General features: G+C 70.7%; 23 protein-coding genes. 7 read left to right on the top strand and 16 right to left on the bottom strand.

Going from position 1 to position 21,076, the window contains the following annotated elements:
• Positions 1-161: 161 nt before the first annotated feature.
• A complete protein-coding gene (locus BM345_RS02155) occupies positions 162-860 on the bottom strand; it encodes a HisA/HisF-related TIM barrel protein (RefSeq protein ID WP_093375014.1) in 699 nt (232 codons plus the stop codon).
• A gap of 32 nt (positions 861-892) precedes the next feature.
• Between BM345_RS02155 and BM345_RS02150 the strand changes: the two genes are divergently transcribed.
• The 3 genes from BM345_RS02150 to BM345_RS02140 are packed head-to-tail and all read left to right on the top strand — an operon-like array spanning position 893 to position 3,540.
• The gene (locus tag BM345_RS02150; protein ID WP_093375012.1) at positions 893-1,873 is read left to right on the top strand and encodes an ATP-grasp domain-containing protein; all 981 of its coding nucleotides are present in this window, start codon (positions 893-895) and stop codon (positions 1,871-1,873) included.
• Entirely contained in the window at positions 1,866-2,939 is a 1,074-nt protein-coding gene (locus BM345_RS02145; RefSeq protein ID WP_093375010.1) for a hydantoinase/oxoprolinase family protein, read from the top strand. Before BM345_RS02150 ends, BM345_RS02145 begins: the two co-directional genes overlap by 8 nt.
• Positions 2,940-2,943: 4 nt before the next feature.
• Entirely contained in the window at positions 2,944-3,540 is a 597-nt protein-coding gene (locus BM345_RS02140; protein ID WP_093375008.1) for an amino acid kinase family protein, read from the top strand.
• On the opposite strand, the gene BM345_RS02135 is transcribed toward BM345_RS02140, so the two are convergent.
• The 5 genes from BM345_RS02135 to BM345_RS02115 are packed head-to-tail and all read right to left on the bottom strand — an operon-like array spanning position 3,528 to position 8,829.
• On the bottom strand, positions 3,528-4,211 hold the full coding sequence (locus BM345_RS02135) for a (5-formylfuran-3-yl)methyl phosphate synthase (protein WP_093375006.1): 684 nt from the start codon (positions 4,209-4,211) through the stop codon (positions 3,528-3,530). The two genes, BM345_RS02140 and BM345_RS02135, sit on opposite strands and share 13 nt — an antisense overlap.
• Positions 4,208-4,804: a DUF447 domain-containing protein gene (locus BM345_RS02130; protein WP_093375004.1), complete on the bottom strand. Its 597-nt coding sequence runs from the start codon at positions 4,802-4,804 to the stop codon at positions 4,208-4,210. The genes BM345_RS02135 and BM345_RS02130 overlap by 4 nt, the downstream gene beginning before the upstream one ends.
• Positions 4,801-6,153 (bottom strand): DUF6513 domain-containing protein, encoded by a 1,353-nt coding sequence (locus tag BM345_RS02125; RefSeq protein ID WP_093375002.1) that lies wholly within the window; start codon positions 6,151-6,153, stop codon positions 4,801-4,803. The genes BM345_RS02130 and BM345_RS02125 overlap by 4 nt, the downstream gene beginning before the upstream one ends.
• A complete protein-coding gene (locus tag BM345_RS02120; RefSeq protein ID WP_093375000.1) occupies positions 6,132-6,752 on the bottom strand; it encodes a flavoprotein in 621 nt (206 codons plus the stop codon). The genes BM345_RS02125 and BM345_RS02120 overlap by 22 nt, the downstream gene beginning before the upstream one ends.
• Positions 6,745-8,829: a sigma-54-dependent Fis family transcriptional regulator gene (locus tag BM345_RS02115; RefSeq protein ID WP_093374998.1), complete on the bottom strand. Its 2,085-nt coding sequence runs from the start codon at positions 8,827-8,829 to the stop codon at positions 6,745-6,747. Before BM345_RS02115 ends, BM345_RS02120 begins: the two co-directional genes overlap by 8 nt.
• A gap of 142 nt (positions 8,830-8,971) precedes the next feature.
• On the opposite strand from BM345_RS02115, the gene BM345_RS02110 reads away from it, so the two are divergent.
• Positions 8,972-9,487, top strand: coding sequence for a dihydroneopterin aldolase (locus BM345_RS02110; protein ID WP_175544868.1), 516 nt, complete (start codon positions 8,972-8,974; stop codon positions 9,485-9,487).
• 9 nt (positions 9,488-9,496) lie between these two features.
• Here the strand turns inward: BM345_RS02110 and fae are convergent, their stop codons facing one another.
• The 8 genes from fae to BM345_RS02070 all read right to left on the bottom strand — a co-directional run bounded on the left by fae (position 9,497) and on the right by BM345_RS02070 (position 16,578).
• Complete coding sequence (gene fae / locus BM345_RS02105; protein WP_093374996.1) at positions 9,497-10,009, bottom strand: formaldehyde-activating enzyme; 513 nt, start codon at positions 10,007-10,009, stop codon at positions 9,497-9,499.
• Between the two features lie 106 nt (positions 10,010-10,115).
• The gene (locus BM345_RS02100) at positions 10,116-11,015 is read right to left on the bottom strand and encodes a triphosphoribosyl-dephospho-CoA synthase (protein WP_093374994.1); all 900 of its coding nucleotides are present in this window, start codon (positions 11,013-11,015) and stop codon (positions 10,116-10,118) included.
• Between the two features lie 2 nt (positions 11,016-11,017).
• Complete coding sequence (locus BM345_RS02095) at positions 11,018-11,950, bottom strand: ATP-grasp domain-containing protein (RefSeq protein WP_254789474.1); 933 nt, start codon at positions 11,948-11,950, stop codon at positions 11,018-11,020.
• A 7-nt stretch (positions 11,951-11,957) separates the two neighbouring features.
• A complete protein-coding gene (gene mch / locus BM345_RS02090) occupies positions 11,958-12,956 on the bottom strand; it encodes a methenyltetrahydromethanopterin cyclohydrolase (RefSeq protein WP_093374993.1) in 999 nt (332 codons plus the stop codon).
• Positions 12,953-14,083, bottom strand: a complete 1,131-nt coding sequence (locus BM345_RS02085; protein WP_093374991.1) for an ATP-grasp domain-containing protein — start codon at positions 14,081-14,083, stop codon at positions 12,953-12,955. Before BM345_RS02085 ends, mch begins: the two co-directional genes overlap by 4 nt.
• Before the next feature lie 7 nt (positions 14,084-14,090).
• Complete coding sequence (locus BM345_RS02080; RefSeq protein ID WP_093374989.1) at positions 14,091-15,011, bottom strand: NAD(P)-dependent methylenetetrahydromethanopterin dehydrogenase; 921 nt, start codon at positions 15,009-15,011, stop codon at positions 14,091-14,093.
• Between the two features lie 23 nt (positions 15,012-15,034).
• A complete protein-coding gene (locus tag BM345_RS02075) occupies positions 15,035-16,063 on the bottom strand; it encodes a beta-ribofuranosylaminobenzene 5'-phosphate synthase family protein (RefSeq protein WP_093374987.1) in 1,029 nt (342 codons plus the stop codon).
• 125 nt (positions 16,064-16,188) lie between these two features.
• Complete coding sequence (locus BM345_RS02070; protein ID WP_093374985.1) at positions 16,189-16,578, bottom strand: 4a-hydroxytetrahydrobiopterin dehydratase; 390 nt, start codon at positions 16,576-16,578, stop codon at positions 16,189-16,191.
• 99 nt (positions 16,579-16,677) lie between these two features.
• Between BM345_RS02070 and BM345_RS02065 the strand changes: the two genes are divergently transcribed.
• Positions 16,678-17,457 (top strand): pentapeptide repeat-containing protein, encoded by a 780-nt coding sequence (locus BM345_RS02065; protein ID WP_175544867.1) that lies wholly within the window; start codon positions 16,678-16,680, stop codon positions 17,455-17,457.
• 33 nt (positions 17,458-17,490) lie between these two features.
• Here BM345_RS02065 and BM345_RS02060 read toward each other — a convergent pair whose 3' ends face one another.
• Positions 17,491-17,697 (bottom strand): dodecin, encoded by a 207-nt coding sequence (locus BM345_RS02060; protein ID WP_093374981.1) that lies wholly within the window; start codon positions 17,695-17,697, stop codon positions 17,491-17,493.
• 373 nt (positions 17,698-18,070) lie between these two features.
• On the opposite strand from BM345_RS02060, the gene BM345_RS02055 reads away from it, so the two are divergent.
• Both BM345_RS02055 and BM345_RS02050 read left to right on the top strand, forming a co-directional pair.
• Entirely contained in the window at positions 18,071-19,051 is a 981-nt protein-coding gene (locus tag BM345_RS02055; protein WP_254789426.1) for a DNA topoisomerase IB, read from the top strand.
• A gap of 41 nt (positions 19,052-19,092) precedes the next feature.
• Positions 19,093-19,599: a hypothetical protein gene (locus BM345_RS02050; RefSeq protein WP_093374979.1), complete on the top strand. Its 507-nt coding sequence runs from the start codon at positions 19,093-19,095 to the stop codon at positions 19,597-19,599.
• Between the two features lie 57 nt (positions 19,600-19,656).
• Here BM345_RS02050 and BM345_RS02045 read toward each other — a convergent pair whose 3' ends face one another.
• Positions 19,657-21,072, bottom strand: a complete 1,416-nt coding sequence (locus BM345_RS02045; RefSeq protein ID WP_093374977.1) for a cytochrome P450 — start codon at positions 21,070-21,072, stop codon at positions 19,657-19,659.
• Positions 21,073-21,076: the final 4 nt, after the last annotated feature.

The following is a 21,076-nucleotide window of genomic DNA, read 5'->3' as shown; positions in this document are numbered from 1 at the left end:
GCGCTCACTCCCGTGGATCGGCCCGCCCGCCAGAAATGAAACACTGTGTGGCGTTGGCTGTTGCAGTTCTGGCCCGGGATCGGCGTCCGGCGCCCGCATGAGTCGACCTATCGCCTTGGCACGAATCGTGATGCGGCAGCGCCAATGACGCGTTTCACACTTCAGTCGCGCTGGCGAGGCAGGCCGCCGTCATGCAGCGCGCTGGCCACCAGCCAGGCACCGGCGCCGGCGATGCGGGCCGCCTCCAGGTCGGCAGCATTGCGGATGCCGCCGGCGCCGACCATGAAGGTCGAGGGCGACTTCGACCTGACTTCGGCCAGCGTCTGCAGGTCCGGCCCGGTGCCGGCGCCGACGCGTTCCAGCGTCATCACGATCACGCGTTCGGGCCAGAGGGCGGGTGCCTCCCAGCAGCCGGCGAGGTCCATCTTCTGCCCGTCGCGGCGGTCCAGCGAGAGCACGCCGGCATCCGGCCGGCCGGCGAAGCAGCGCTGCAGTTCATCGCGCGAAGCCAGCGACTCGCTGCCGAACACCGGCACCCATGGGTCGGCATCGACCTCGCGCTGCAGCGCATCCGCGTCGGCGCGGCTCGCAAAGCCGGCGTCCAGCCACAGCTCCAGGCCGGGGATGGCCTGCAGCAGCGAGCGAAGCGCTGCCACCTGCGCCGGGCGGCCGAGCAAGGCATCGAGGTCGGCCACGTACAGCTGCCGCGTCGCGCAGTGCTCGCACAAGGCCTGCGCCATCGCGACCGGAGCGCTGCCCGGGCACAACTGCGATTCGATGGGCCGGTACGCCTGGCGATTGCCGCGCACGGCACGCACGACCTGGCCTTGCATCAGGTCGATCACGGGGATGAGCTTCATGTCGGACAAGGGGAGGAACGAGCGTGGCGTCGATGACCAGGATCTTCGTGTATGAGTATTTGAGCGGTGGCGGGGACATGGCCACCACTGCGGCAAGCGGGGCGGCCGACGGATTGCTGGCGATGGGCCAGGCCATGCGCGATGCCATGGCGGCCGACCTGCTCGCCCTCAAAAGCTATCACGTGAGCGTGGCCACGTGCAAGCTCGCTGCACCGCCGGCACAGACAGCGCACCCCGTCATGCCGCATGAAGGCGAATCGGCGCAGGACTTCGTGCGGCGCCAGGCCCAGGCGCACGACCTGGCCTGGGTCGTGGCGCCGGAAAGCGAGGGCCTGCTGGCGGGCCTGCATCCCTGCGTCCCGCCGCAACGCTGGCTCGGCTGCAGCCTGCCGGCCATCTCGATCGCGACCCACAAGCGCCGGACGCTGGCCGCGCTGGCGCGGGCCGGCGTGGCGACACCGCTGGACTTCGAGCAGCGGCCGGACATCGATCGCTGGGTGGTCAAGCCGGCCGACGGCGCCGGCGCCGTCGCGACCCGCGTGCATCGCAAGCGCTCAACGGCCTGGGAGGACTGGCGCTCGCGCTCGGGCGCCGGCCAGCCGGCGGTGATCGAGCCCTGGATCGATGGGGATGCGCTAAGCCTCTCGCTGATGTGCGGCCCGGGGCGGTGCGAACTGCTCAGCATCAACCGCCAGCACATCCGGGTCGACGGGCAAGGCCTGCTGTCGTATGTGGGCGTGCAGGTGAACGCGGTCCCGCTGACCGACCCGCACGCGCGGCAACTGGCCGCGCTGGCGGCACGGGTGCAACAGGCCATCCCCGGGCTGCGGGGCTTCGTGGGCATCGACCTGGTGCGACATCCGCGGCACGGGCCGGTGGCGATCGAGGTGAATCCGCGAGTCACCTGCGCCTATGTCGGGCTTTCGCAGGCGCTGGGCCGCAACCTGGCCGCCGACGTGATCGCGAGCTGCCACGACGAACCCAGCCTGGAAGTGGCGCACGGCGATGCCTGAGCGCAGCATCATCGGCTGGGACATCGGCGGCGCACACGCCAAGGCCTGCCTGATGCAAGGCGGCCAGGTGGTCGACGTGGCGCAGTGGGCCTGCCCCCTGTGGCTGGGCATGGACAAGCTCGATGCCGTGCTGCAGTCCGCCTGGCAGCGCTGGAGCGCCATGGCGCAGGCACGGCACGCCGTGACCATGACGGGCGAGATGGTGGACCTGTTCCCGGACCGCGAGCAGGGCGTGCTGGGCATCGCCAGTGCGCTGGCGCGCTCGCTGGAAGGCCCGGTCCGCTTCTTCGCCGGCGATGCTGGGTGGCTGCGTGACGGCGAACTGGCAGCCCATTGGGCCGAGGTCGCCTCCTCCAATTGGCTCGCCACGGCACGCCATGCAGCACAGGTCGCGGGCACGGGCCTGCTGGTAGACATCGGCAGCACCACCACCGACCTGATCGCCTTCCGCGAGGGCCGCGTGCCGACCCGCAGCCGCACCGATGCGCAGCGCCTGGCCAGCGGCGAACTGGTCTACCACGGCGTGGTCCGCACTCCCTTGTGCGCGGTGGCGCGGCGCATCGACTGGCGCGGGCAGTCGCACAACGTGATGAACGAGTTCTTCGCGACCAGCGCCGACGTCTACCGCCTCACCGGCGAGCTGGACCCGGCGCACGATCTGCACCCCGCCGCCGACAACGCGGCCAAGGATGCGCAGGCCACGCAGCAGCGGCTGGCCCGCATGATCGGTCTGGACCGCCGCGACGCCGAGGCGGACGACTGGCTGGCCTTCGCGCGCGCCTGGCGCTCGCAGCAACTGCGGGTGCTGCAGGACGAGATGCAGCGCGTGATGGCGGCCCACGAACTGGACGGGCAGGCGGTGGTCGTCAGCGCCGGCTGCGGTGCCTTCCTGGTCGACGACCTCCTGGCGAATGCGCCCGGCCCGCCGCGAGCGCGGCTGCGCTACGGCGACGACGTGGCCCCGATCGCAGCGGATGCCGTGGGCGGCCGCGCCGCGGTTCGGGCCTGGGCCCAGGTGTGCGCGCCCAGCGTGGCGGTGGCCTCGCTTCTCTCGATGGATTCCTGAGCCCATGTGGATCGTCAAGATCGGCGGCAGCCTCAACAACAGCCCCTTCCTGAGGGACTGGCTGGACCTGCTTGCCGAATGCGGAGGCGGCCGCGTGATCCTGGTGTGCGGCGGCGGCGCCTTCGGCGACGCGGTGCGCCATGCCCAGGCGCACTGGCGCATCAGCGACCTCAGCGCGCACAACATGGCGGTGCTGGCCATGGCGCAGACCGCCTACCTGGTGCACGGCCTGAACCCGGCGCTGCAGCTCACGCGCAGCAAGGCCGACATCCAGCGCGTGCTGCACAAGGGGCAGACGGCCCTGTGGCTGCCCTTCGAGCTGCAGCGCAAACGGCCGACCGAGCGCACCAACTGGGAGGTGACGGCCGACAGCATCGCCCTCGACCTGGCCAACAGCCTGAACGCGGAGCGCCTTGTGCTGGTGAAGTCCTGCGCCATCGACCCCCTCCTGAGCCTGGCGCAGCTGGGGGAACAGGGCATCGTCGACCAGCGCTTTGGCGCGCTGTCCGAAGGCGCCGCCTTCCCCATCGACGTGGTTCAGAGCAGCGACGTGGGCCGCGTGCGATCGCTGCTGCTGGGCGGCGGGCGCTACGGCACCTGACTGCGCATGAGCGCCATCAGCGTCGCGAGGCGCCCGGGGTCGAGGGCCGCGCTGCGGTCGCCGATGCACACCGCCGTGCGAAAGCCCGCGAAGTCCGGTGCCAGGTTGCGAAGCAGACCCACGTGCTCGGCGCGCAGCGCGCCTGCCAGGCCCACCATGACGCCGGCCTCGCGCGCGGTGTCGACGAAGCGGCGCATCTCCTCCTGCGGCAGCACCTCGAACAGGCTGCCGCTCTTCTTGTCCTGCGTGTCGGCCATCACGCCGGGAAAGCCCAGGGCGCAGGCATGGGCCACGTCCGCCGCTTCCAGGCCCCGGTCCGCGATGAACACCGGCACCACCGGCCGGCCGCTGGCGGCCAGCATGTCGAGCACGCCGCGCGCCGCATCCGATCGCTCGATGCCGACCTTCACGTAGTCGACGCAGCAATCGCCCACCTCTTGCACGCAGCGGGCAATGCGCGCCATCTCGTGCATGGGCACATCGCCGATGGTGGCGCTGACCAGGCGCTCGCCAGCGCGCCCTCGCAGCGCTGCGACGATGGCGGCGATTGTGGCCACCGGCAGGCCGCCCAATGCGCCCCGCCCCGGCTCCTTGAGGTCGATGAAGTCGACGCCGGCGTCGGCAGCCAGCAGCGCTTCTTCCACGCTTCGAACGCTCACCAGCATCTTCATGGCGCCAGGCCCTCCGGAATGCTGCCGGCGAGGGCGGCCCGATGCCTTTGCACCGCCTCGCGCAGCCAGCCCCAGGCCTCGTGCTCGGCCGGGCCGGCGGTCTTGTCGATGGCGATCTGCAGGTAGGCCATCTCGCTGTCCACCTTGTCCGCCGGCAGCATGCGCAGCCGGCTCACCAGCACCGCGCCTTCGATGACGGCAGCCTGCGCGCGGTTGAAGCCGGCGAAGGGCGCATGCATGGCCTCGTGGACCCGCGCCATGTTCAGCACCGGCCGCTGCACGTCGTCGATGCGCTCTGCCAGCTGCAGCTCCACGTGGCTCAGCGCGCAGGCCAGGCGCACGCCGGTGATCTTCTCGGCAGGCTGCGTCGGCCACTCGCGGCGGCCGGTCACGCAGCCGGCGAACACCCGCGTGTCGGTCACGATGTTGAGCACGGCACAGCCGCCCGCGGCGATGTTGTCGAGCGTGGTCGAGGGCCTGAAGGGCATCAGCACGACCTGATCGCCCCGGTAGCGCACGCCCATGGGGGCCACGTGCGGCCGGCCGTCGGGGGCGACCGTGGTCACCACGGTTTCGAAGATGACGTCGTTCATTTGTCGTCCACCGCGCAGCCCCAGTCCAGGGGCCGGTCCTGCACGTAACGCTTGCCCAGCTTGTGGGCTATCTCGGCATGCGCCAGTTCCACGCCCATGTAGAAGGCATGCGCCGCATCGCCTTCCAGCCCCAGCTGCGGCCACAGCTCGAAGGCGCCCTGCCCCAGGCGCATGCCGTCGCGGTTGTAGACATGCAGGCCGCTGGCCGAGACCTGCACGCGGAAGTTCGGGTCGCGCACCTGCGCCGCCGTCGCGGCGATCTCCTGCGGCGTGTCGACAAAAGGATGCTTGGTGTGCACCGTCATCAAGGCATCGCTCAGGCCCTTGGGCAACTGCCCGTGGCTGCGGGCGGCATGCATGATGCGCCGCGCCCAGTCGGCCTCCTTCACCGCCCGGCGCGCATGGTTGCTGACCTGCGTGGTGAGCACGGCCGACACCTCCAGCTCGGCGCACATGCCCAGCAGCACGGCGTTGATGCCGCTGGTGTCGGCCTCGGTCAGCTCGGTGAGGTTGCCGATGCCCATCATGATGGGCGCATCGGGAAAGCGCTCGCGCAGCCGGTGGTAGCGCACGATCGACGCGGTGAAGCCGAAAGGAATCGGGTCGAGGATCGAATCGGCCAGGAAGGCCCGTCCCTCGCGCTGCATCTGCTCGACGGCCGCGTACAGCGAGGCTTCGTCTGCCGGCGTGCGGCCGATCAGCACCGGCGTGGACGCCACCTCCTGCGCCACCCACAGGCTGTCCAGCGTGAGGCTGAGCAGGTAGTCTGCGCCGGCCCGGCCGCCGCGCAGCAGCTCGTCCGTGTCCAGCGAATCGACGCTGACCCTGAAGCCTTCCGCCTTCAGCGACTGCACCGATTCCTCCAGGTGGCCGAAGGGCGTCTGCGGCAGGCAGCCCAGGTCGATGACGTCCGCGCCGTCGGCACGATGCCTTGCGGCGCGCGCCAGGATGTCGGGAACGCCCAGGCGCGACGCGTCGACGATCTCCGCGAAGATCGCCACCCGGTACTCGTCCAGCGCAATGGCCTTGGCGGCGCGGTCGAAGAAGCGCGGCAGGTCCTTCACTTCCTCGGGGCCGCGCTGCACCGGGATGCCGAAGTGCTCGGCAAGCGGCTCCATCTCGCCGCGGCAGCGGCCCGGCACGATGATGCGGTCGATGCGGCGCGCCTCGTCTTCGCTGGCCACCGGCGCATGCAGCCTGCGGCGGATCATGTCCGTCGTCATCAGCCCCGCCACCTGCAGGCCCAGGTCGCGCGTCTCCCAGGTGAAGGGCGCGGCCTCGATGCTGGCCAGCACCCGTTCCAGGCTGGGCCTGGCCAGGTGCCCCGTCAGGAAGAGGATGTGTTCCATGCCAGCGCCAGTTCCTTCAGTCGCACGTCGAGCGCAGCCTCCAGCTCGGCCGGCGAGGCAACGACGCGGCAGAAATCGATCGTTCGCAGCCGCTCCACGTTGTCCAGCTCGATGCGCCGGGGCCGCAGCGTGACCCAGTCGTGCGGCGACTTCGTCAGCACCACCGGTTCGGTGTCGCATGCAAACACGATGCCCGGTATGCCCTGCTTGCCGGCCTGCGCGAACATGTTGGTGGGCAGGGAGTCGCTGATGCCGAAGGCGCACTTGGCCACCGTGTTGCTGGTGGCCGGCGCAAGCACCACCGTGTGGTAGATGCCCTCGTAGAGCATGCCCACGGGCACGCCGCTGGCGGTCTTGTCGCGGAAGATGCGAAAGCGCGACTTCAGCTCCTCGATGTGCAGCTTGTAGATCTCCAGCACCTCTTCGCCCGCGGCCGAGAGGAACAGGTCGACCTGGGGCAGACGCGCGGCCAGCACCATCGACTCGTCGAGGAAGTGGCCCGATCCGGTGATGCACCAGGCAAAGCGTGAACGCGGCCCGCACTCCAGCGCCTGCACCTCGTCGCCGGGCGCCGGCACCTCGGGCGGCTCGTCACGCATCGTGATCTGGATGGGAGACCTCGATCTGCAGCTTGTGGATCTTGCGGTAGAGGGTGTTGCGGCTGACGTCCAGCGCCTTGGCCACGTTGCTCACGTTCCAGCGGTGCTGCTCCAGCATCTGCAGCAGCAACTGGCGTTCGTTGGCCTGGATCGGGTTGAGCCTGGCCAGGCCGGGCGTGCTGTCATGCCCCATGCGCGCCGGGTCCGAAGGCATCGCGCTGGCCGCGGAGGGCAACGCAGCGTCGCTGCGGCCGATGCCCAGTGCCGGCTGGTGCTCGGACACCGGCAGCGGGCTGTGGGCCAGCGCGGGCAGGTGCGCGCGGGTGATGGGCGCGCCGTCGGCCAGCGCGGCCGCCGTGCCCAGCACATGCCGCAACTGGCGGATGTTGCCGGGCCAGCCGTGGGCCATGAGCATGCGCTCGGCCTCGGCGCTCAGGCTGGCATCGGCGCCGCCTTCGGTGGCCAGCACGCGGCGGATCAGGGCCAGCTTGTCGCTGCGATCGCGCAGCGGCGGCAGCTGCACCTCGACGCCGGCGAGGCGGTAGTACAGGTCTTCACGGAAGCGCCCTTCGCGCACCAGGGTCAGCAGGTGGCGGTGGCTGGCGCTGATGAGCTGGAAGTCGACCGCGTGGGTCTCCTCCGTACCCAGCGGCGTGACGCGGCGCTCGTCGAGCACGCGCAGCAGGCGCGACTGCAGGTCCAGCGGCATGTCGGCGATCTCGTCCAGGAACAGCGTGCCGCCGTCCGCCTGCAGGATCTTGCCGCGTCGCCCGGTGCGCTGCGCGCCGGTGAAGGCACCGGCGCAGTAGCCGAAGAGTTCGGACTCGATCAGGTTCTCGGGCAGGCTCGCGCAGTTGATCGCGACGAAGGCCCCGGTGGCATGCGCGCTGCTGTCGTGCAGCGAGCGCGCGAAGACTTCCTTGCCCGAACCGGTCTCGCCGCAGATCAGCACCGGCGTGCCGCGTGCGACCACGCGCCGGCCGGTTTCCAGCTGCGTGGTGATGCGCGGGTCCTCGATGGTGAAGCCCGGCGCCGACGGACGCGGCAGCGATGGCCGCGCCTTGCCGCGCGCGCTGGGCAGGGCCGGCACCTCGTCCACTGGTGGCAGCATCGCATGTCCGTTGCCGGCATCCGCCTGCGAGGCCGGGCGCCGCGCCACCGCGAAGAAGCGCAGCGCGGCGTCGGTACCGTAGGTCACGACCGGATGGAAGGAAGACGAGGCGCTGCGCTGCAGCATGTCGGCCAGCGAGGTCTGGAACAGGTCCTCGATGCGCCGCGTGCGGATCTGGTCCATGGACTGCAGGCCCAGCTGGAACATGGCGCTGCGGTTGGCGGCCAGCACGCGGCCGTCCTCGTCCACCGCCAGCTTGCCCTCATGCAGGGTGTAGACGAACTCGGGCCGGCTGTGGAAGTGCAGCGGATGCGCGTCGCGGAACTGCCGGTCGATCAGGCGGTTCTCGATCATGCGGGCCGTCATGCCCAGCAGCACCAGGATGTGCTGCTGCATCAGCAGCGACCGGCTGGTGACGTCCAGCGCGGCGACGATGTTGCCGCCCGGGTCGTACACCGGCACCGCCGAGCAGGTGAGCTGCGTGTACTGGGTGTAGAAGTGGTCGTCGCGCCGCACCGACACCGGCCCGCCCGAGGCCAGGCAGGTGCCCATGCCGTTGGTGCCGGCGCCGGCCTCGCTCCAGATGCCGCCGGGGCGCAGGCCCAGCGGCCCCACCTCCGCAGCGAATTCCGGCGAGGACACCATGTGCAGGATCACGCCATCGGTGTCGGTCAACACCACGCCCATCTCGTTGTCTGCCAACTGCTGGTAGAGCGTGGTCATCTCGTAGCGCGCGCATTCGATGACCGCGGCGTGGCTGGAGCGGCGCTCTTCCAGCGGCACGCGCGCCAGCACGTCGGGCGCATGCGGCTGGTCCGGCCGCAGGTGGTATTGCTCGATGCAGCGGATCCAGGAGAGCGTCACCACATCGCTCGCATGCTCCTGGATGCCGCTGCGCACGATGTCCAACACGCGGTCCGCGTGAGGATCGGCCGGCTTCGTGTTCTTACGCAGCGTCAACGCCATCTGTTGTCTCCGGTGGGGTCGGATCGCCAATGCGGCGTCCGGCTCTCTTCGTGCTACCGATACTGGCCCACATTTTGCAATTTGGGTGGCGACAAACGATACACATTGCAACGGCATGGGCATTTGCGCCACAGGAGCGAGCATGTTGATTCCCGGTCCGACCCTGGCGGCGCAAACTGCGCATGTCCCATCTTCCGCACTGCAGCAACGGGCAGCCGAATCGCCCGCGCTGGACCTGATCTTCATCGAGGGCTTCACCGGCCAGACCGTCATCGGCCTGCACGAGTCGGAGTGGCACGACCCGCAACCGCTGGTGATCGACGTGCACGCCGGATTGGCCCGCTCGCACGCCTGCGACACCGACCGCATCGGCGACACCATCGACTACGGCGAGGTGTGCGAGCGGCTGCGCCGCCTGATGGCCGAGCACCGCTTCCAGCTGCTGGAGGCCTTCGCCGAGACGGTCGCCGCCATCGTGATCCACGAGTTCGGCGCGGCCTGGGTGCGGGTGAAGGTGGTCAAGCCACGCAAGTTCGCCGACGTGCAGGCCGTCGGCGTGCAGATCGAGCGCCGGGCTTCGCCGGTGGCGGAGTCGCCGTCCCGCGCAGGCGCCGTGCTGCGCCTGATCGGGTCGGGGATGGTGCCCAGCGCGCGTTGACCGCACCTTTCAGCTGTGGGCCTGGAAGGGGTGGTCGGCGCTGCCCTTCTTGGCCACCACTTCGGCGGCCGTGGGCGAGCCGGCAACGGCGCGCTGGATCGACTCCTTGACGGCCTGGTAGTTGTAGTCCTGGATCTTCTTGTCGTCCTCGGCCAGCCAGTGGATGAAGACGCCGCAGCAGATGAACAGGTTGTCGGCCTCGTCCTTGGGAATGGTGCCGTCCTCGACGCAGTCGGCCACGGCCATGGCCACGGCGCGCTGCGCCGGCCCGAACATCTGCACCGCCTGCTTCGCGCCCTTGATCGTGACCTTGTTGAAGAGCACGGTGGCGGGCTTGGTCAGCAGGTTGGGCGCGACCACCGCCAGCAGGCTGGTGAAGCCGTCCTTCTGGTTGGTCAGCGCGTTCGCGAACGCGGTCTCCGCCGGGCTGCCGCGCGGCCCGATGATCAGGTCGATGTGGGCGACCTCGTTGCCCTCTCCGACGAGCGATTCACCGACCATCATGCGATCAATCTTTGCCATGGCTTCTTGTCTCCTGGGTTGAGTTTGCGGGGGCCATAGGGACACCGGCCTTCCGGCCAGCGCAAACGACTCGGTATCACGTTTCGTGCCACCCGCTGCGACGGCCTCAGGATCGGGCCGTGAGGCCGGCGATCAGCAGGGCCGCCACCGTCAAGTCGGCGGTGGTCCCGGGGTTGATGCGCTGCGCCTTGAGCGAGGCGTCCCACTCCGCGAAGGCCGGGTCGGCATCCAGCCCGCTCTTGCCGCCCGCCTGCCGCTGCCAGCGATGCGCCGCAGCCATGACAGTTTGTGCCACGGCCTCGCCATGAATCCGAACAATGTGTGAATCGGCCACGCTGCCCAGCAGCGCCAGGTAGAGCCGCTGCACGGACGCGACGGTGGCGGCATCCGGCGGGGCCTCGGTGGCAGCCGAATCGAAGGAGATGCCGGGCTCCAGCACCGCCCCGACCAATTCGAACAACGGGCCGTAGCCATCCCGGTACAGGCGCGCGATGGCGTCGCGCCGCGCCGCCAGGGCCATCGCCGTGCGCAGGTCCACGCTCGGCGCTTCGTTCACGTCCTGGTCCGGCGCCGAGCCGAGGCCGCCGGGCCGGGCCCGGGCGATGGCGCGGAAAGCGGCCCGCGCATCCGCCAGATCCAGTTCCTGGAGCACGCCGTCGATGGCCTCGCGCAGGTCGGCGGGCGTGGTGGCATCGGGCCGAAGGTCCACCGCCCGGGCAATGGGCGCGCAGAGCAGCACGATGCCCAGGTTGGTATTGCAGTTCGCGGCGGTCCAGCTGGCCTCCACCGCGGCCTCGATGCGCTCGCCCACCCTGGCGCCCGGCCGGAACAGCGGCCCGGCAGTCGCCTTGGCGCTCGCAATGAAGAGCTCCGCCGTCATGCCGTGCCCGGGCGATGCCAGGCTGACGTTGCCCGGTTTGCGCACCGCCACGTCCAGCTCGCAGGCGCGCAGGAAGCAGGCGCTGGCCCGCTCGATGGCGCGGCGGCGCATGGGCGAGACGGCCATGCTCAGGCGCTGCGCTGCAGCGTCCGGTCGGTCCCGTTGCCGGCCAGGCGACGGTCCAGCAAATCGTCGACGAGCGCGCGCGCGATGTTGAAGGGCGTCACGCGCTGCAGGCCCTGCCAGGCGGCGGCCCCGTTGACCTCGATCACCTGCGCGCCGCGCCTGGAGGGCATCAGGTCCACGCCGGCGTAGTCCATGCCCAGTGCGGCCGATGCGGCTTCGGCCAGCTGCGCGAGTTCGGAAGTCAGCAACGCCGGCTCGCAACGTGCGCCCTGGGCGACGTTGTGGACCCAGTGGCTGCTGACCCGCCGCATGGCGGTGATGGCGCGGCCGCCCACCACCAGCACGCGCCAGTCGAAGCCCGGCGACTCCTGCGCGGGAATGAAGCGCTGCAGGTAGGCCAGCGAGCCATAGGCCGCCGCGATGTCCGGCAGCGGGTGGTGCACGCCCTCCACCTGCCCCACCAGCTGCAGGCCCTTGCCCTGCGAGCCGAACAGCGGCTTGAGCACCAGCGCATGGCCTGCGGCGCCCTCGCGGATCGCGATGCGCCGGGCCTGCGCCTGCGACTCGGTGGCCCAGGTCGGCGGCGTGGGGACGCGCGCCGCATGCAGCAGCAGGCTGGTCATCGACTTGTCGACGCTGCGTTCGATCGCCCGCGCGTCGTTATAGACCGCGATGCCCAGTTCGCGCAGCGCATGCAGCACGCCCAGGCGCTTGGTGACCTGCTCGAAGCTGCCGCCGGCAATGCCACGTACCAGCACCGCGTCGGGCAGTTCGCGGCCGAAGCCGGGGATGACCAGGCCATGCCAGGAGGCCGTGGTGTCGATGCGGCAGTCGGCCAGGTCGACGCAGCGGCCGAGGCAGCCGCGCGCACGCAGCGCGGCCTGGAGCTGGCGCGTGTGCCAGCCCACCTCGTCGGTCATGATGGCCACGTTCAAGGGCACCTCAGGCCTCCTTGCGCCACAGCGACATCAACAGCGCCATGTCCATCGCGCCGCCATGCCAGGTGTTGCCGCTCTGCAGGTTGCTGACCCACACCTCGGCCGGCGCGAACAGGGCGCCGTCGATCTTGTAGAAGTCGTAGCCCGCGGCCTTGAAGATGTCGGCGAAGGAGCGGCCGTAGTCGCTGGAGTTGACGCAGGGCAGCTGCTGCGCCAGCTGCCGCGCCGCCGCGTCGTCGCAACGCACGCTCAGGTGCACGCGGCCGCCGTAGAGGATGGCGTCGTTGGTCCGCCCCATGGCTTCCACGCCGTCGGGGCTGGGCGCAGGCAGGGGCGCGGAGCCCGAGCCGCCCACGACGCTGTGCAGGTCGAAGCCCAGCTGGTGCACCTTGTGCAGCGCGGTCTCCACCACGCGGGCCACCACCTGCGTCGTGCCGGCGGGGCTGGTGGTCGGCGTCAGGATCACCGTCAGGCCGGCGGCCTGCAGGCCGCAGTCGCGCAGAAGCTTCTGGATGATGATGGGCGGTGGCGGGCGGTCGACCTCCATCACCAGCACGCCCGCGTCCGAGTGGTCGCGGTAGCCGATATCGGTGAAGAGGGTCTCCTTCACCGCCAGCGCGCGCGCCGGCCCCGAGCCGAGCGCGAAGAACTTCTTGCCGCCCGTCTCTTCCTTGCTGGCGGCCAGGCTCCAGCCGGCGTACTGGCTGCCCACGCAGGCGAGCACGGGTTGCGCGGTCTGCACCTCTAGCCAGGTCGGCCAGCCCTGCTGTTCGCTGCAGGCCAGCCTCGCCTGCCCGAGGCCGCCCATGCAGATCTGCGCGATCAGCAGTCCCGCCTCGACGCTGCCGGGCGCCTCGATGCCCGCGTCGACGATGCACACGCCCTCCTCGCTGCGGCGCGCCTTCACGCCCAGGGTGTCGGCATCGCGCAGCAGGCGCTCCACCAGGGGCCGGGCGAGCGTGTTCACGCTCAGCGGCGAAGCGGTGGTGACGGTGTCGGTCATGCGCGGGTCTCCAGGGAGCGGTGCACCGCCTCGCGGTGGCGATCGAGCATGGCGTGCACGGCCTGCGGATCGGCGGCGTCGGCCGTCACGCTGCACAGCGGATCGCCGGCCTCGAAGGCCGTGGCCGTGGCCGGCAGGTCGTGGCAGGCGCTGCGCTTGGCGAGTCGACCGGCGGCGGCCTCGTCCAGCCAGAGGCTGCGCGGGGCGTACACGACCTCGGTGCCGTGCACCGGGTCGCTCGCGGCCTGCGCCGGCCAGCGTGGCAGCGCGCCCTGCATGCAGGCCAGCACATGCGCGGCGACCAGGCCGTGGCGCGCGGCATAGAGCGCCATGCTGGCCGGTGGCCGCGGATTGACTTCGAGCACCTGGACGTCATCGCCGTGCAGCATGAAGTCCAGGCTGCCCAGCCCCCGAAGCGAGAAGCCCGCTGCCACCGCTCGCACCGCGGAGATGAGGTGCGCCGCCACGGGCGCAGGCAAGGGAACGGGCCCCACGGCACCGCAAAACACGAAAGGCCGCCCGCCCAGCGCGCGCACGATCAGCTGGTTGAAGCCCAGCACTGCGGCATCGCTTCCGTTGGCGACGAAGGTGGCGGACATCGGCCGGCCCGGCACCTCGCGCTGGAAGTAGCCCTGGCCGCAGGAAGCCGCTTGAGCCTCGCCCGCCGGCTGGATGTGCCAGCCGCCGCAGCCGTGCGCGTCCTTGAGGAGCCAGCCCTGCGGGTTATGCGGCGCCGTCATGCTCACGTCGGGGTGCCCGATGCGATTGGCGTCCAGGAAGGCGAAGAAGGCCCGCGGATCGCGCACGCTCCGCATCGCATCGGCCTGGGTCCCGATCAGGGGCAGCACGGAAGCGCCGCGCTCCAGCAAATCGGCCCGGCCTTCGAAGCCGGCACCGGCGATCCAGCCCGCCACGCGGCCGCCCTGCGCGAGCGCTTCCAGGGCGGCCAACAACATCCCGCCGTCGATTTCCAGGCTCGCGGGCTCGCCGATGGCGGCCCAGCTGCTGCTGGCCTTGCGCGTGTCCGCATCGCCGAAAAGGTCGAGCGCCGCGACCTCGAAGCCGTCGTCGCGGGCCGCCTCGGCCAGCAGCCTTGCGGAGATGGAGGCGACGGCGATGCCGGTCATCGCACCCTCAGCCGGCGGGCTTGGCCGCCTTCTCCGCGATGAAGGCGCGCGCGGTGGCGAAGGCCTCGGGGAAGCTCAGCACCACGGCCGAGGGCGCCTCGTGCATCTGCTGCAGCATGCGCTGCTGCGTCTGGTACTTGACGTTGCCCACCGCCAGCGCGCCGATGCCCACGGCCGAGGTGCCGGCCAATGGCTTGGCATCGTCCGACACGCCCAGGCCGGCGATGCCTTCGGGCGGCACCGCATTGAGGTCGGCCGCGACCTTCAGCCGCCTGGCCGCAGCGAGCGTCTGGGCCGACACCGCCTGCACGCCGGCCGCGGCGCAGGCCAGCACCACGTCCGCCTCCGCGATGGCTGCGCCCAGCGCGGACTCGTCGGCACCGGAGGCCCCATGCAGGCTGACGCCGAAGCGCTTGCCGGTCTCGCTTGCCACTTCCTTGGCCGCGGCCTCGCCGCCGCGGCTGGCCAGGTGCACCTCGGCCCCCGCCTGCGCCGCGATCACGCCGGCGATGCGGCCCACCGGCCCGGTGCCGCCGACCACCAGCACGCGCTGCCCCTTCAGACCCTGCGCATGCGCCGGCGCCAATGCGGCCTCCACGCAGGCCACCATTGCGGCGGCCGTCGTGTAGGCACCGCTGGGGTCGGCCATCAGCGACACCTGGAAGGGCTTGAACATGGCCTTCTTTGCGCGATCCAACTGGTCGGCCGCCATCAGCGCATCGCGCCCGCCGATGAAGATGCCGGTACGCGCCAACCCTTTGGGGCTGCGCGAGAAGATGGTGTCCTGCACCAGCCCCGCGATCGCATCCGTATCGACCTCGCAATACGGCGCGATGACCTGGTACCCGGCGTCGGCCGCCATGTTGATGTCGAAGGGGCTCATCTGCCGGCCCGGCGTGAACATGTGGAGGATGTAGGGACGTTCCATGAAGTCTTCCTCGCGGGGTCGGGCTAGGGCCTGCGGTCCTGCAGCAACGCGCCGGTGTTGCGGCCGGACACGATGCGCAGCGACAGCGACGGGGCAACGACCTGCGCGGCCTGCAGCGCATCAAGCAGCGCCTGCGCGCTGGCCTGTGAAGGCAGGATGGCGAAGCCGGTCGGGCCCCAGGAGCTCTGGCCCAGGGCCGCGCCCGGCTCGGCCGCGGCGATCCGGTCGATCACCCGCTCGACCGCGGCGCTGGCATAGGCATGGCCTCCCTGCGCCGGCGCGAAGTGCTCGCCGAGCAGGCGCTGGATGTGCGTGATGCCTTGCGCGAAGGGCGCGAACTCGGCCGAGGCTGCGCCAGGCAGCACGCGCATCAGCACCTGATGGCAGATGTCGGCCGCCTGCTCGCGCGGCAGGGGCGCCAGGGCCTCGATGCGGCGCCGCTCCTCGTCGCCCGACAGGCCCTTCTGCGCCCGGTCCTGCACCACCAGCACGCGCCAGGCGGCGGGCAAGGGAACGCGCGACAGCAGCGGCGCCGGTTCGCCATCGGCACCCGGGCCGCCGTCCACCAGCAGGCCGCCCTGGTCGAAGCCGGCGATGCCGATGCCCGAGCGCCGCCCGCGGCCCAGCCACTGCGCCAGCCGCGCCGTGGCAACGTCCAGCCGGTGCCACTGCGCGAAGGCCCGGCCGATGGCCAGCGCCAGCTGCGTTCCGGAGCCGAAGCCCGCATGGTCTGGCAGCACCTGCAGCAGGCGCAGGTGCAAGGGCGCTTCCTGGCCGCTCTCGCGCTGGAGCCGGGCGAGCCATTCCTGCGCGCGCTCGATCTCGTGGGGGCCGATGCCATCGCTCGCGCTCACCCGGGGGCCGGGCGCGGCGCCGATCTCGACCTCCGTCTCGAAGCCGTCGATCACCAGGCCCAGGCTGCCGAAGCGCCGGCCCAGCGAGGCCCCGGGGTCCAGGAAGCCCAGGTGCAGGCGCGCCGGCGCGCGCAGCGACACGCTGGCCCTGGACTCGACGACCAGGGCTTCGGCAAGGAGGCTGCGGGGGCAATCCATCGTTGGGGGCTTCAAAGCAAGCTCTGTTCCCCGCGCAGGCGCGCAGGTGGCGCGAGCCGGCGCGGCCCCTTGCCAGCGTCCCCACCTGTTTCAGGTTGGGGACACTGTGTCACCACATGTCGCCCTCAGTCGTACTTGATGTACTTGAAGCGCGGGTCGTCCGGCGTACCCTCCAGCACCGCGCCCTCGCCCACGCCGGGCTGCCAGGTCACCACCTCCTCGATCTTCTTCGCCAGCTCGAAGTCCTTCTCCGTCACGCCCTTGGCGGCGTGGTTCACCAGCTTGACGATGACGAAGGCATAGGACACGTTCAGGTCCGGGTGGTGCCACGCGGCTTCGGCCAGGTGGCCCACGGTGTTGACGACCATGAGCGTGCCCTTCCAGCCGCTGGTCTTGAACTTGCGTCGGATCCAGCCATCCTCGAAGTACCACTTCGGCAACTCGTCGGCGAGCCGCGCCGTGATCTCCTCGGGTGTGTAGACCTCGGAGGCCGTCTTCTTGCGCCAACTGCTCATGTCAGTCCCCTTCAGCGAAGCTGGCCCGATGCTATGGCGCGGCCGGCCAGCGCGCACGCCCTGCACGAAGATAGCCACGACACCGGCAGAGGAGTCCCGATGAAGCACGCCAGAGTTCTCTCGTCCGCCCTGCTGCTGACCCTGGCCGCGACGGGCGCTGCGGCAGCGGAGATGACGGCCGCGCAGGTCGATGCCCTGCTCAAGGCCGCATCGCCGGCCGCACCGGCCAACCTCGCCGGCAAGGACCTGTCGGACATCGACCTGAGCAAGCTGGACTTCCGTCATGCCAACCTCAAGGGCACCAGCTTCTTCGGCAGCCGGCTGGTGCTCGCGGACTTCCGCGGCGCGATGATGGAAGGCGCCAACCTCAACGGCGCCTGGCTCATGGGCACCGACTTCACCGATGCCAACCTGGCGCGCGCCAGCCTGCTGTCGGTGGTGGTGCTGGGCGGCGAGGTCAAGAAGCGGCCGGTGTTCAAGGGCGCCAACCTGAGCGGCGTGAAGATGATCGCGGACCTGCCGGGCGCAGACCTCTCCGGCGCCGACTTCAGCCAGGCGGTGGTCGGCGTCAACATCAAGAACCAGGGCATGGGCCAGATGCGCACCGACCTCTCCAACGCCAACCTGGCGGGCGCCAAGCTGGAGGGCGCGGACTTCAACCGTTCGCTCATGACCTTCTGCAACCTGCGCGGCAGCAACCTGCGCGGCGCGAACTTCTTCCGCGTCAAGCTGGGCGGTGCCGACCTCACGGGCGCCGACGTGGCCGGGGCCGACTTCACCGAGGCCGACCTCGACGGCGCGGTCTTTCGCGACGTGAAGGGCTTCGACGCGGCCAAGGGGCTGGACCGCGCCGAGAACTTCAACCGCATCGTGCGCTGACGCAGCGCATCGGCCGGGCGCCGGCCGCAGCCGCTATTCGAGCGTGAAGCCCACGTTGAGCGTCACCTGCCAGTGGGCGATCTTGCCGTCCTTCACATGGCCGCGGGTCTCGGTCACCTCGAACCACTGAATGTTGCGCACGGTCTCGCTGGCCTTGGCGATGGCGCGCTGCACCGCATCGTCGCTGCTGGTGGGCGAGGAGCCGGTCAGTTGCAGGTGCTTGTAGACGTGACTGCTCATGGAAAGTCTCCTTGGTTGGGCGTGAACGGGCGCGACGAGGGCCCGCGACCTCATTAGGCAGTCAAGGCGCTGCACTTTCAAGCGCCGGCGGGGCGGACGACAGGGCGATCAGCCATCGGCCGACAAGCGCTCGGGCAGGCGCGGGGCCGACAGCGCCGGTTGCGCACCTTGTAATGCCCATGTGCAACAAGCGACCCAGACCCCCGGCAGATCGGCGGCATCGACCCCGCCAAAGCGTGCGGCTGCGCCCAGCAAGTCGCCGCGCCATGCGCGGGCCTCCGGCGCCGGACGAAGCAAGGCCCTGAGAAATGGATCGCGCGAAGCTGCGCTCAGTGCCGTCTTCCAGCTGGAGCCGCCGCAGGAACTGCGCTGGGTGACCGACCAGGAACTGGGCTACAGGCGCATCCGCTCGGGCGACGGCTTCGCCTACCTCGACACGCGCGGGCGCCGGCTGACCCGCCCGAAGGACCTGGCGCGCATCCGTGCACTGGCCATTCCGCCGGCTTATACCGACGTGTGGATCTGCGCCACCGCCGACGGCCACCTGCAGGCCACCGGCCGCGATGCGCGCGGGCGCAAGCAGTACCGCTACCACGCCGACTGGCAGGCGCAGCGCAGCGATGACAAGTTCGAATCGCTGCCCGCCTTCGGCAAGCAGCTGCCCGGCCTGCGCCGGCGCGTGCGCAACCAGCTGGCCGGCGGCAGCATGCCCACGCGCGAGCGCGTGCTGGCCGCACTGGTGCGGCTGCTGGACACCACCGGCATGCGGGTGGGCAACATGGAGTACGCCAAGACCAACGGCAGCTACGGCCTGAGCACGCTCAAGTGCAAGCATGTACGCATCGGCCGCCAGCGCATGCGCCTGGCCTTCGTGGGCAAGAGCGGCGTGCGGCACGACCTGGCGGTGGACGACGCGCGGCTGGTGCGCCTGATGCGCCGCTGCGCCGACCTGCCGGGCCAGCACCTCTTCCAGTACCTGGACGACGAGGGCCAGGGCCGGCGCGTGGACTCCACCGACATCAACGCCTGGCTGGCCACGCACGCCGGTGCCGGCATCACGGCCAAGGTGTTCCGCACCTGGCACGCCAGCGTGGCGGCGCTGGAGCTGCTGCTCAATCCGCACGGCCCCGGCGCGAACGCCGTCGTCAAGGCCGTGGCGGGCCGCCTGGGCAACACGGTGGCGGTGTGCCGCAAGGCCTACATCCACCCGGTGGTGATGGGCCTCATCACTTCCGGCGAAGACCCTGCCGAGCTGCGCACGCAGCCCTGGGCCGCCAATCCGCCTGCCTGCCGCGAACTGAGGCTGGACGAGCGCCGCCTGCTGGCCCTGCTGGGCGAGCGCGCGCGGGGCTGAAAAACGGCTCGACCGATCACTACTGCAGATGGAGACCTTCGATGAGCGATGAGAACAACACCAGCTTCGGCGTCTTCAAGCCCGTGGGCCATGTCGTCATCTCCTTCCCGACGGCCGAGCAGGCCGAGGCGGCGCGGCGCGACATGGTCGCGCAGCTGGACCTGGGCCTGGACGACGTGCGCGCCATGACCGACAAGCAGATGCTGGCGCAGGTGGAGCAGGACCTGGAGCAGGCCAGCCCGCTGGCCAACCTGGGCCAGGAACTCAACCTCGCGAAGGCGCATGGCGAGCTGGCGCGCCTGGGCTACCACTGGCTGATCATCCGTGCCGAGGGCGAGGCGGCCGCGCGCGTCGCGGACCTGGCCAAGTCGCACGGCGCGGAGCGTGCGCAGCGCTATGGCCGCCTGGTGATCGAGGAACTGATCGAGCATGCCACCGACCTGCCCCAGGTGGCGGAATCGCCCGACCGCGGGCTGGACCCGCAGACGCCTTCGGGCGAGGAAGCCGAGCGCGCCGAGCTGCGTCCGCCTAGCGACGCCAAGCGCTGAGCCAGCGTTGCGCGCCGCTCAGCGCGCCCAACGAAGTCCGATGCCCGCGAGATTGCCTCACGCCGTCGCCCGGTCCCGCAGCCGCATGCGCAAACCCACGGGCGCCATCGTGAAGGACATCCATTCGTCCGCCGGTTTTCCGTCGGGCGTGTCCACCGACTGGATGTCGAAGCGGTTGAGCAGCATGGCGATGGCCATCTTCATCTCCAGCAGCGCCAGGTAGCGCCCCGGGCAGATGCGCGGCCCGGCGCCGAAGGGCATGGAGATGCGCTTGGGCTGGCCGGCCACGGTGGTGCCGTCCAGCCAGCGCTCAGGGAGAAAGCGCGCGGCATCGGGCAGGTGCTTGTCGCTCACGCTGTCGCGGCGCATCAGCGCCAGCACCACCGCGCCGCGGGGCACCTGCACGTCGCCGATCTCGGTGTCCTTCAGCGCCTGCAGCCCGATCATGGGCGCGACGGGCTTCAGGCGCATGGTCTCGTGGGCGCAGGCCTCCACGTAGTCGAGCTGGTCCATCTGCTCGAAGCGGAGTTCGGCGCCGGCGTCGCCCACCACGCCGCGCACCTCGGCGGTGGCGCGCGCCAGGGCTTGCGGGTTGCGCCACAGCAGGTCGATCATCCAGGCCACGGTGTTGGCGGTGGTGTCCTCGCCGGCCAGCAGCATGGTCATGACGTTGCCGGCCACCTGCTCGTCGCTGATGCCGCTGTCCGGCAGGTCGGCCGCCGCGATCATGGCTTCGAGCAGGTTGCGCGGTCGCGTGCGCAGCTCCGGGTCGGCCTGCATGCGGGCCCGTGCTTCCGCCACGAAGCGGTTCACGGCCGCGTTGACCTCGTTCACGCTGCGCACCAGCTGCTTGTCCGATGCCGAGGGAAAGAAGCGCCAGGTGGGCACCGGCGAGACGATGCGCTTGAACAGCGCGGGGAAGATCTTGTCCAGGTGCTGCTGGATGACATCGCCATCGGACTCCAGCGTGTTGACCTCGGCGCCGAAGGCCAGGCCCGCGATGGTGTCGACCGTGTAGCGCATCAGCTCGGGCTGCACCTCGATCGCGCGGCCCTCGTGCGCGGCCTTCTGCCAGCGGCGGCCGAGGCGGTCGGCGGTCTTCTGCAGCGAGGGGGAGTAGTCACGCACGTGGGCCGGGTCGAAGCTGGCCATCACCATGCGGCGCTGGCGCTTCCAGTCCTCGCCGTTGGCGCCGAACACGCCGGGCTTGAGGCCCATCTCGCGGCCGATCTCCTCCATGCGGTTCGACCGCTTGAAGCCTTCAGGCCGCTCGCGCAGGATCTGCGCCACCACCGCATGGTCGCCCACCACCAGCGTCGGATGGCGGCCCAGCCTCATCTTGAAAAAAGGGCCGAATTGCTCGGCCCATTGCTCCAGCTGCCTGTGCAGTTTCGACGGCTTGATCTGGAAGACGTTGCCCAGGACCGGCAGTCCGGCCGGCCCGGGCAAGGAGGCGATGCTTCGCACGAGCACCGCC

This window comes from Variovorax sp. OV329 (assembly GCF_900114785.1).
Lineage (GTDB): Bacteria > Pseudomonadota > Gammaproteobacteria > Burkholderiales > Burkholderiaceae_C > Variovorax.
Note: the sequence above shows the minus strand (reverse complement) of the source record. Positions and strands in the feature narration are given on the sequence as shown.

What these genes read in the sequence shown, in the direction of transcription:
- BM345_RS02065 (WP_175544867.1), top strand. Translation starts at nt 16,678, where the DNA reads ATGAAGCACGCCAGAGTTCTCTCGTCCGCCCTGCTGCTGACCCTGGCC.
- BM345_RS02115 (WP_093374998.1), bottom strand. Translation starts at nt 8,829, where the DNA reads ATGGCGTTGACGCTGCGTAAGAACACGAAGCCGGCCGATCCTCACGCG.
- BM345_RS02060 (WP_093374981.1), bottom strand. Translation starts at nt 17,697, where the DNA reads ATGAGCAGTCACGTCTACAAGCACCTGCAACTGACCGGCTCCTCGCCC.
- BM345_RS02135 (WP_093375006.1), bottom strand. Translation starts at nt 4,211, where the DNA reads ATGAAGATGCTGGTGAGCGTTCGAAGCGTGGAAGAAGCGCTGCTGGCT.
- BM345_RS02070 (WP_093374985.1), bottom strand. Translation starts at nt 16,578, where the DNA reads ATGAGCAGTTGGCGCAAGAAGACGGCCTCCGAGGTCTACACACCCGAG.
- BM345_RS02085 (WP_093374991.1), bottom strand. Translation starts at nt 14,083, where the DNA reads ATGACCGGCATCGCCGTCGCCTCCATCTCCGCAAGGCTGCTGGCCGAG.
- BM345_RS02100 (WP_093374994.1), bottom strand. Translation starts at nt 11,015, where the DNA reads ATGGCCGTCTCGCCCATGCGCCGCCGCGCCATCGAGCGGGCCAGCGCC.
- BM345_RS02075 (WP_093374987.1), bottom strand. Translation starts at nt 16,063, where the DNA reads ATGGATTGCCCCCGCAGCCTCCTTGCCGAAGCCCTGGTCGTCGAGTCC.
- BM345_RS02155 (WP_093375014.1), bottom strand. Translation starts at nt 860, where the DNA reads ATGAAGCTCATCCCCGTGATCGACCTGATGCAAGGCCAGGTCGTGCGT.
- BM345_RS02050 (WP_093374979.1), top strand. Translation starts at nt 19,093, where the DNA reads ATGAGCGATGAGAACAACACCAGCTTCGGCGTCTTCAAGCCCGTGGGC.
- BM345_RS02120 (WP_093375000.1), bottom strand. Translation starts at nt 6,752, where the DNA reads ATGCGTGACGAGCCGCCCGAGGTGCCGGCGCCCGGCGACGAGGTGCAG.
- fae (WP_093374996.1), bottom strand. Translation starts at nt 10,009, where the DNA reads ATGGCAAAGATTGATCGCATGATGGTCGGTGAATCGCTCGTCGGAGAG.
- BM345_RS02125 (WP_093375002.1), bottom strand. Translation starts at nt 6,153, where the DNA reads ATGGAACACATCCTCTTCCTGACGGGGCACCTGGCCAGGCCCAGCCTG.
- BM345_RS02145 (WP_093375010.1), top strand. Translation starts at nt 1,866, where the DNA reads ATGCCTGAGCGCAGCATCATCGGCTGGGACATCGGCGGCGCACACGCC.
- BM345_RS02150 (WP_093375012.1), top strand. Translation starts at nt 893, where the DNA reads ATGACCAGGATCTTCGTGTATGAGTATTTGAGCGGTGGCGGGGACATG.
- mch (WP_093374993.1), bottom strand. Translation starts at nt 12,956, where the DNA reads ATGACCGACACCGTCACCACCGCTTCGCCGCTGAGCGTGAACACGCTC.
- BM345_RS02110 (WP_175544868.1), top strand. Translation starts at nt 8,972, where the DNA reads ATGTTGATTCCCGGTCCGACCCTGGCGGCGCAAACTGCGCATGTCCCA.
- BM345_RS02080 (WP_093374989.1), bottom strand. Translation starts at nt 15,011, where the DNA reads ATGGAACGTCCCTACATCCTCCACATGTTCACGCCGGGCCGGCAGATG.
- BM345_RS02140 (WP_093375008.1), top strand. Translation starts at nt 2,944, where the DNA reads ATGTGGATCGTCAAGATCGGCGGCAGCCTCAACAACAGCCCCTTCCTG.
- BM345_RS02130 (WP_093375004.1), bottom strand. Translation starts at nt 4,804, where the DNA reads ATGAACGACGTCATCTTCGAAACCGTGGTGACCACGGTCGCCCCCGAC.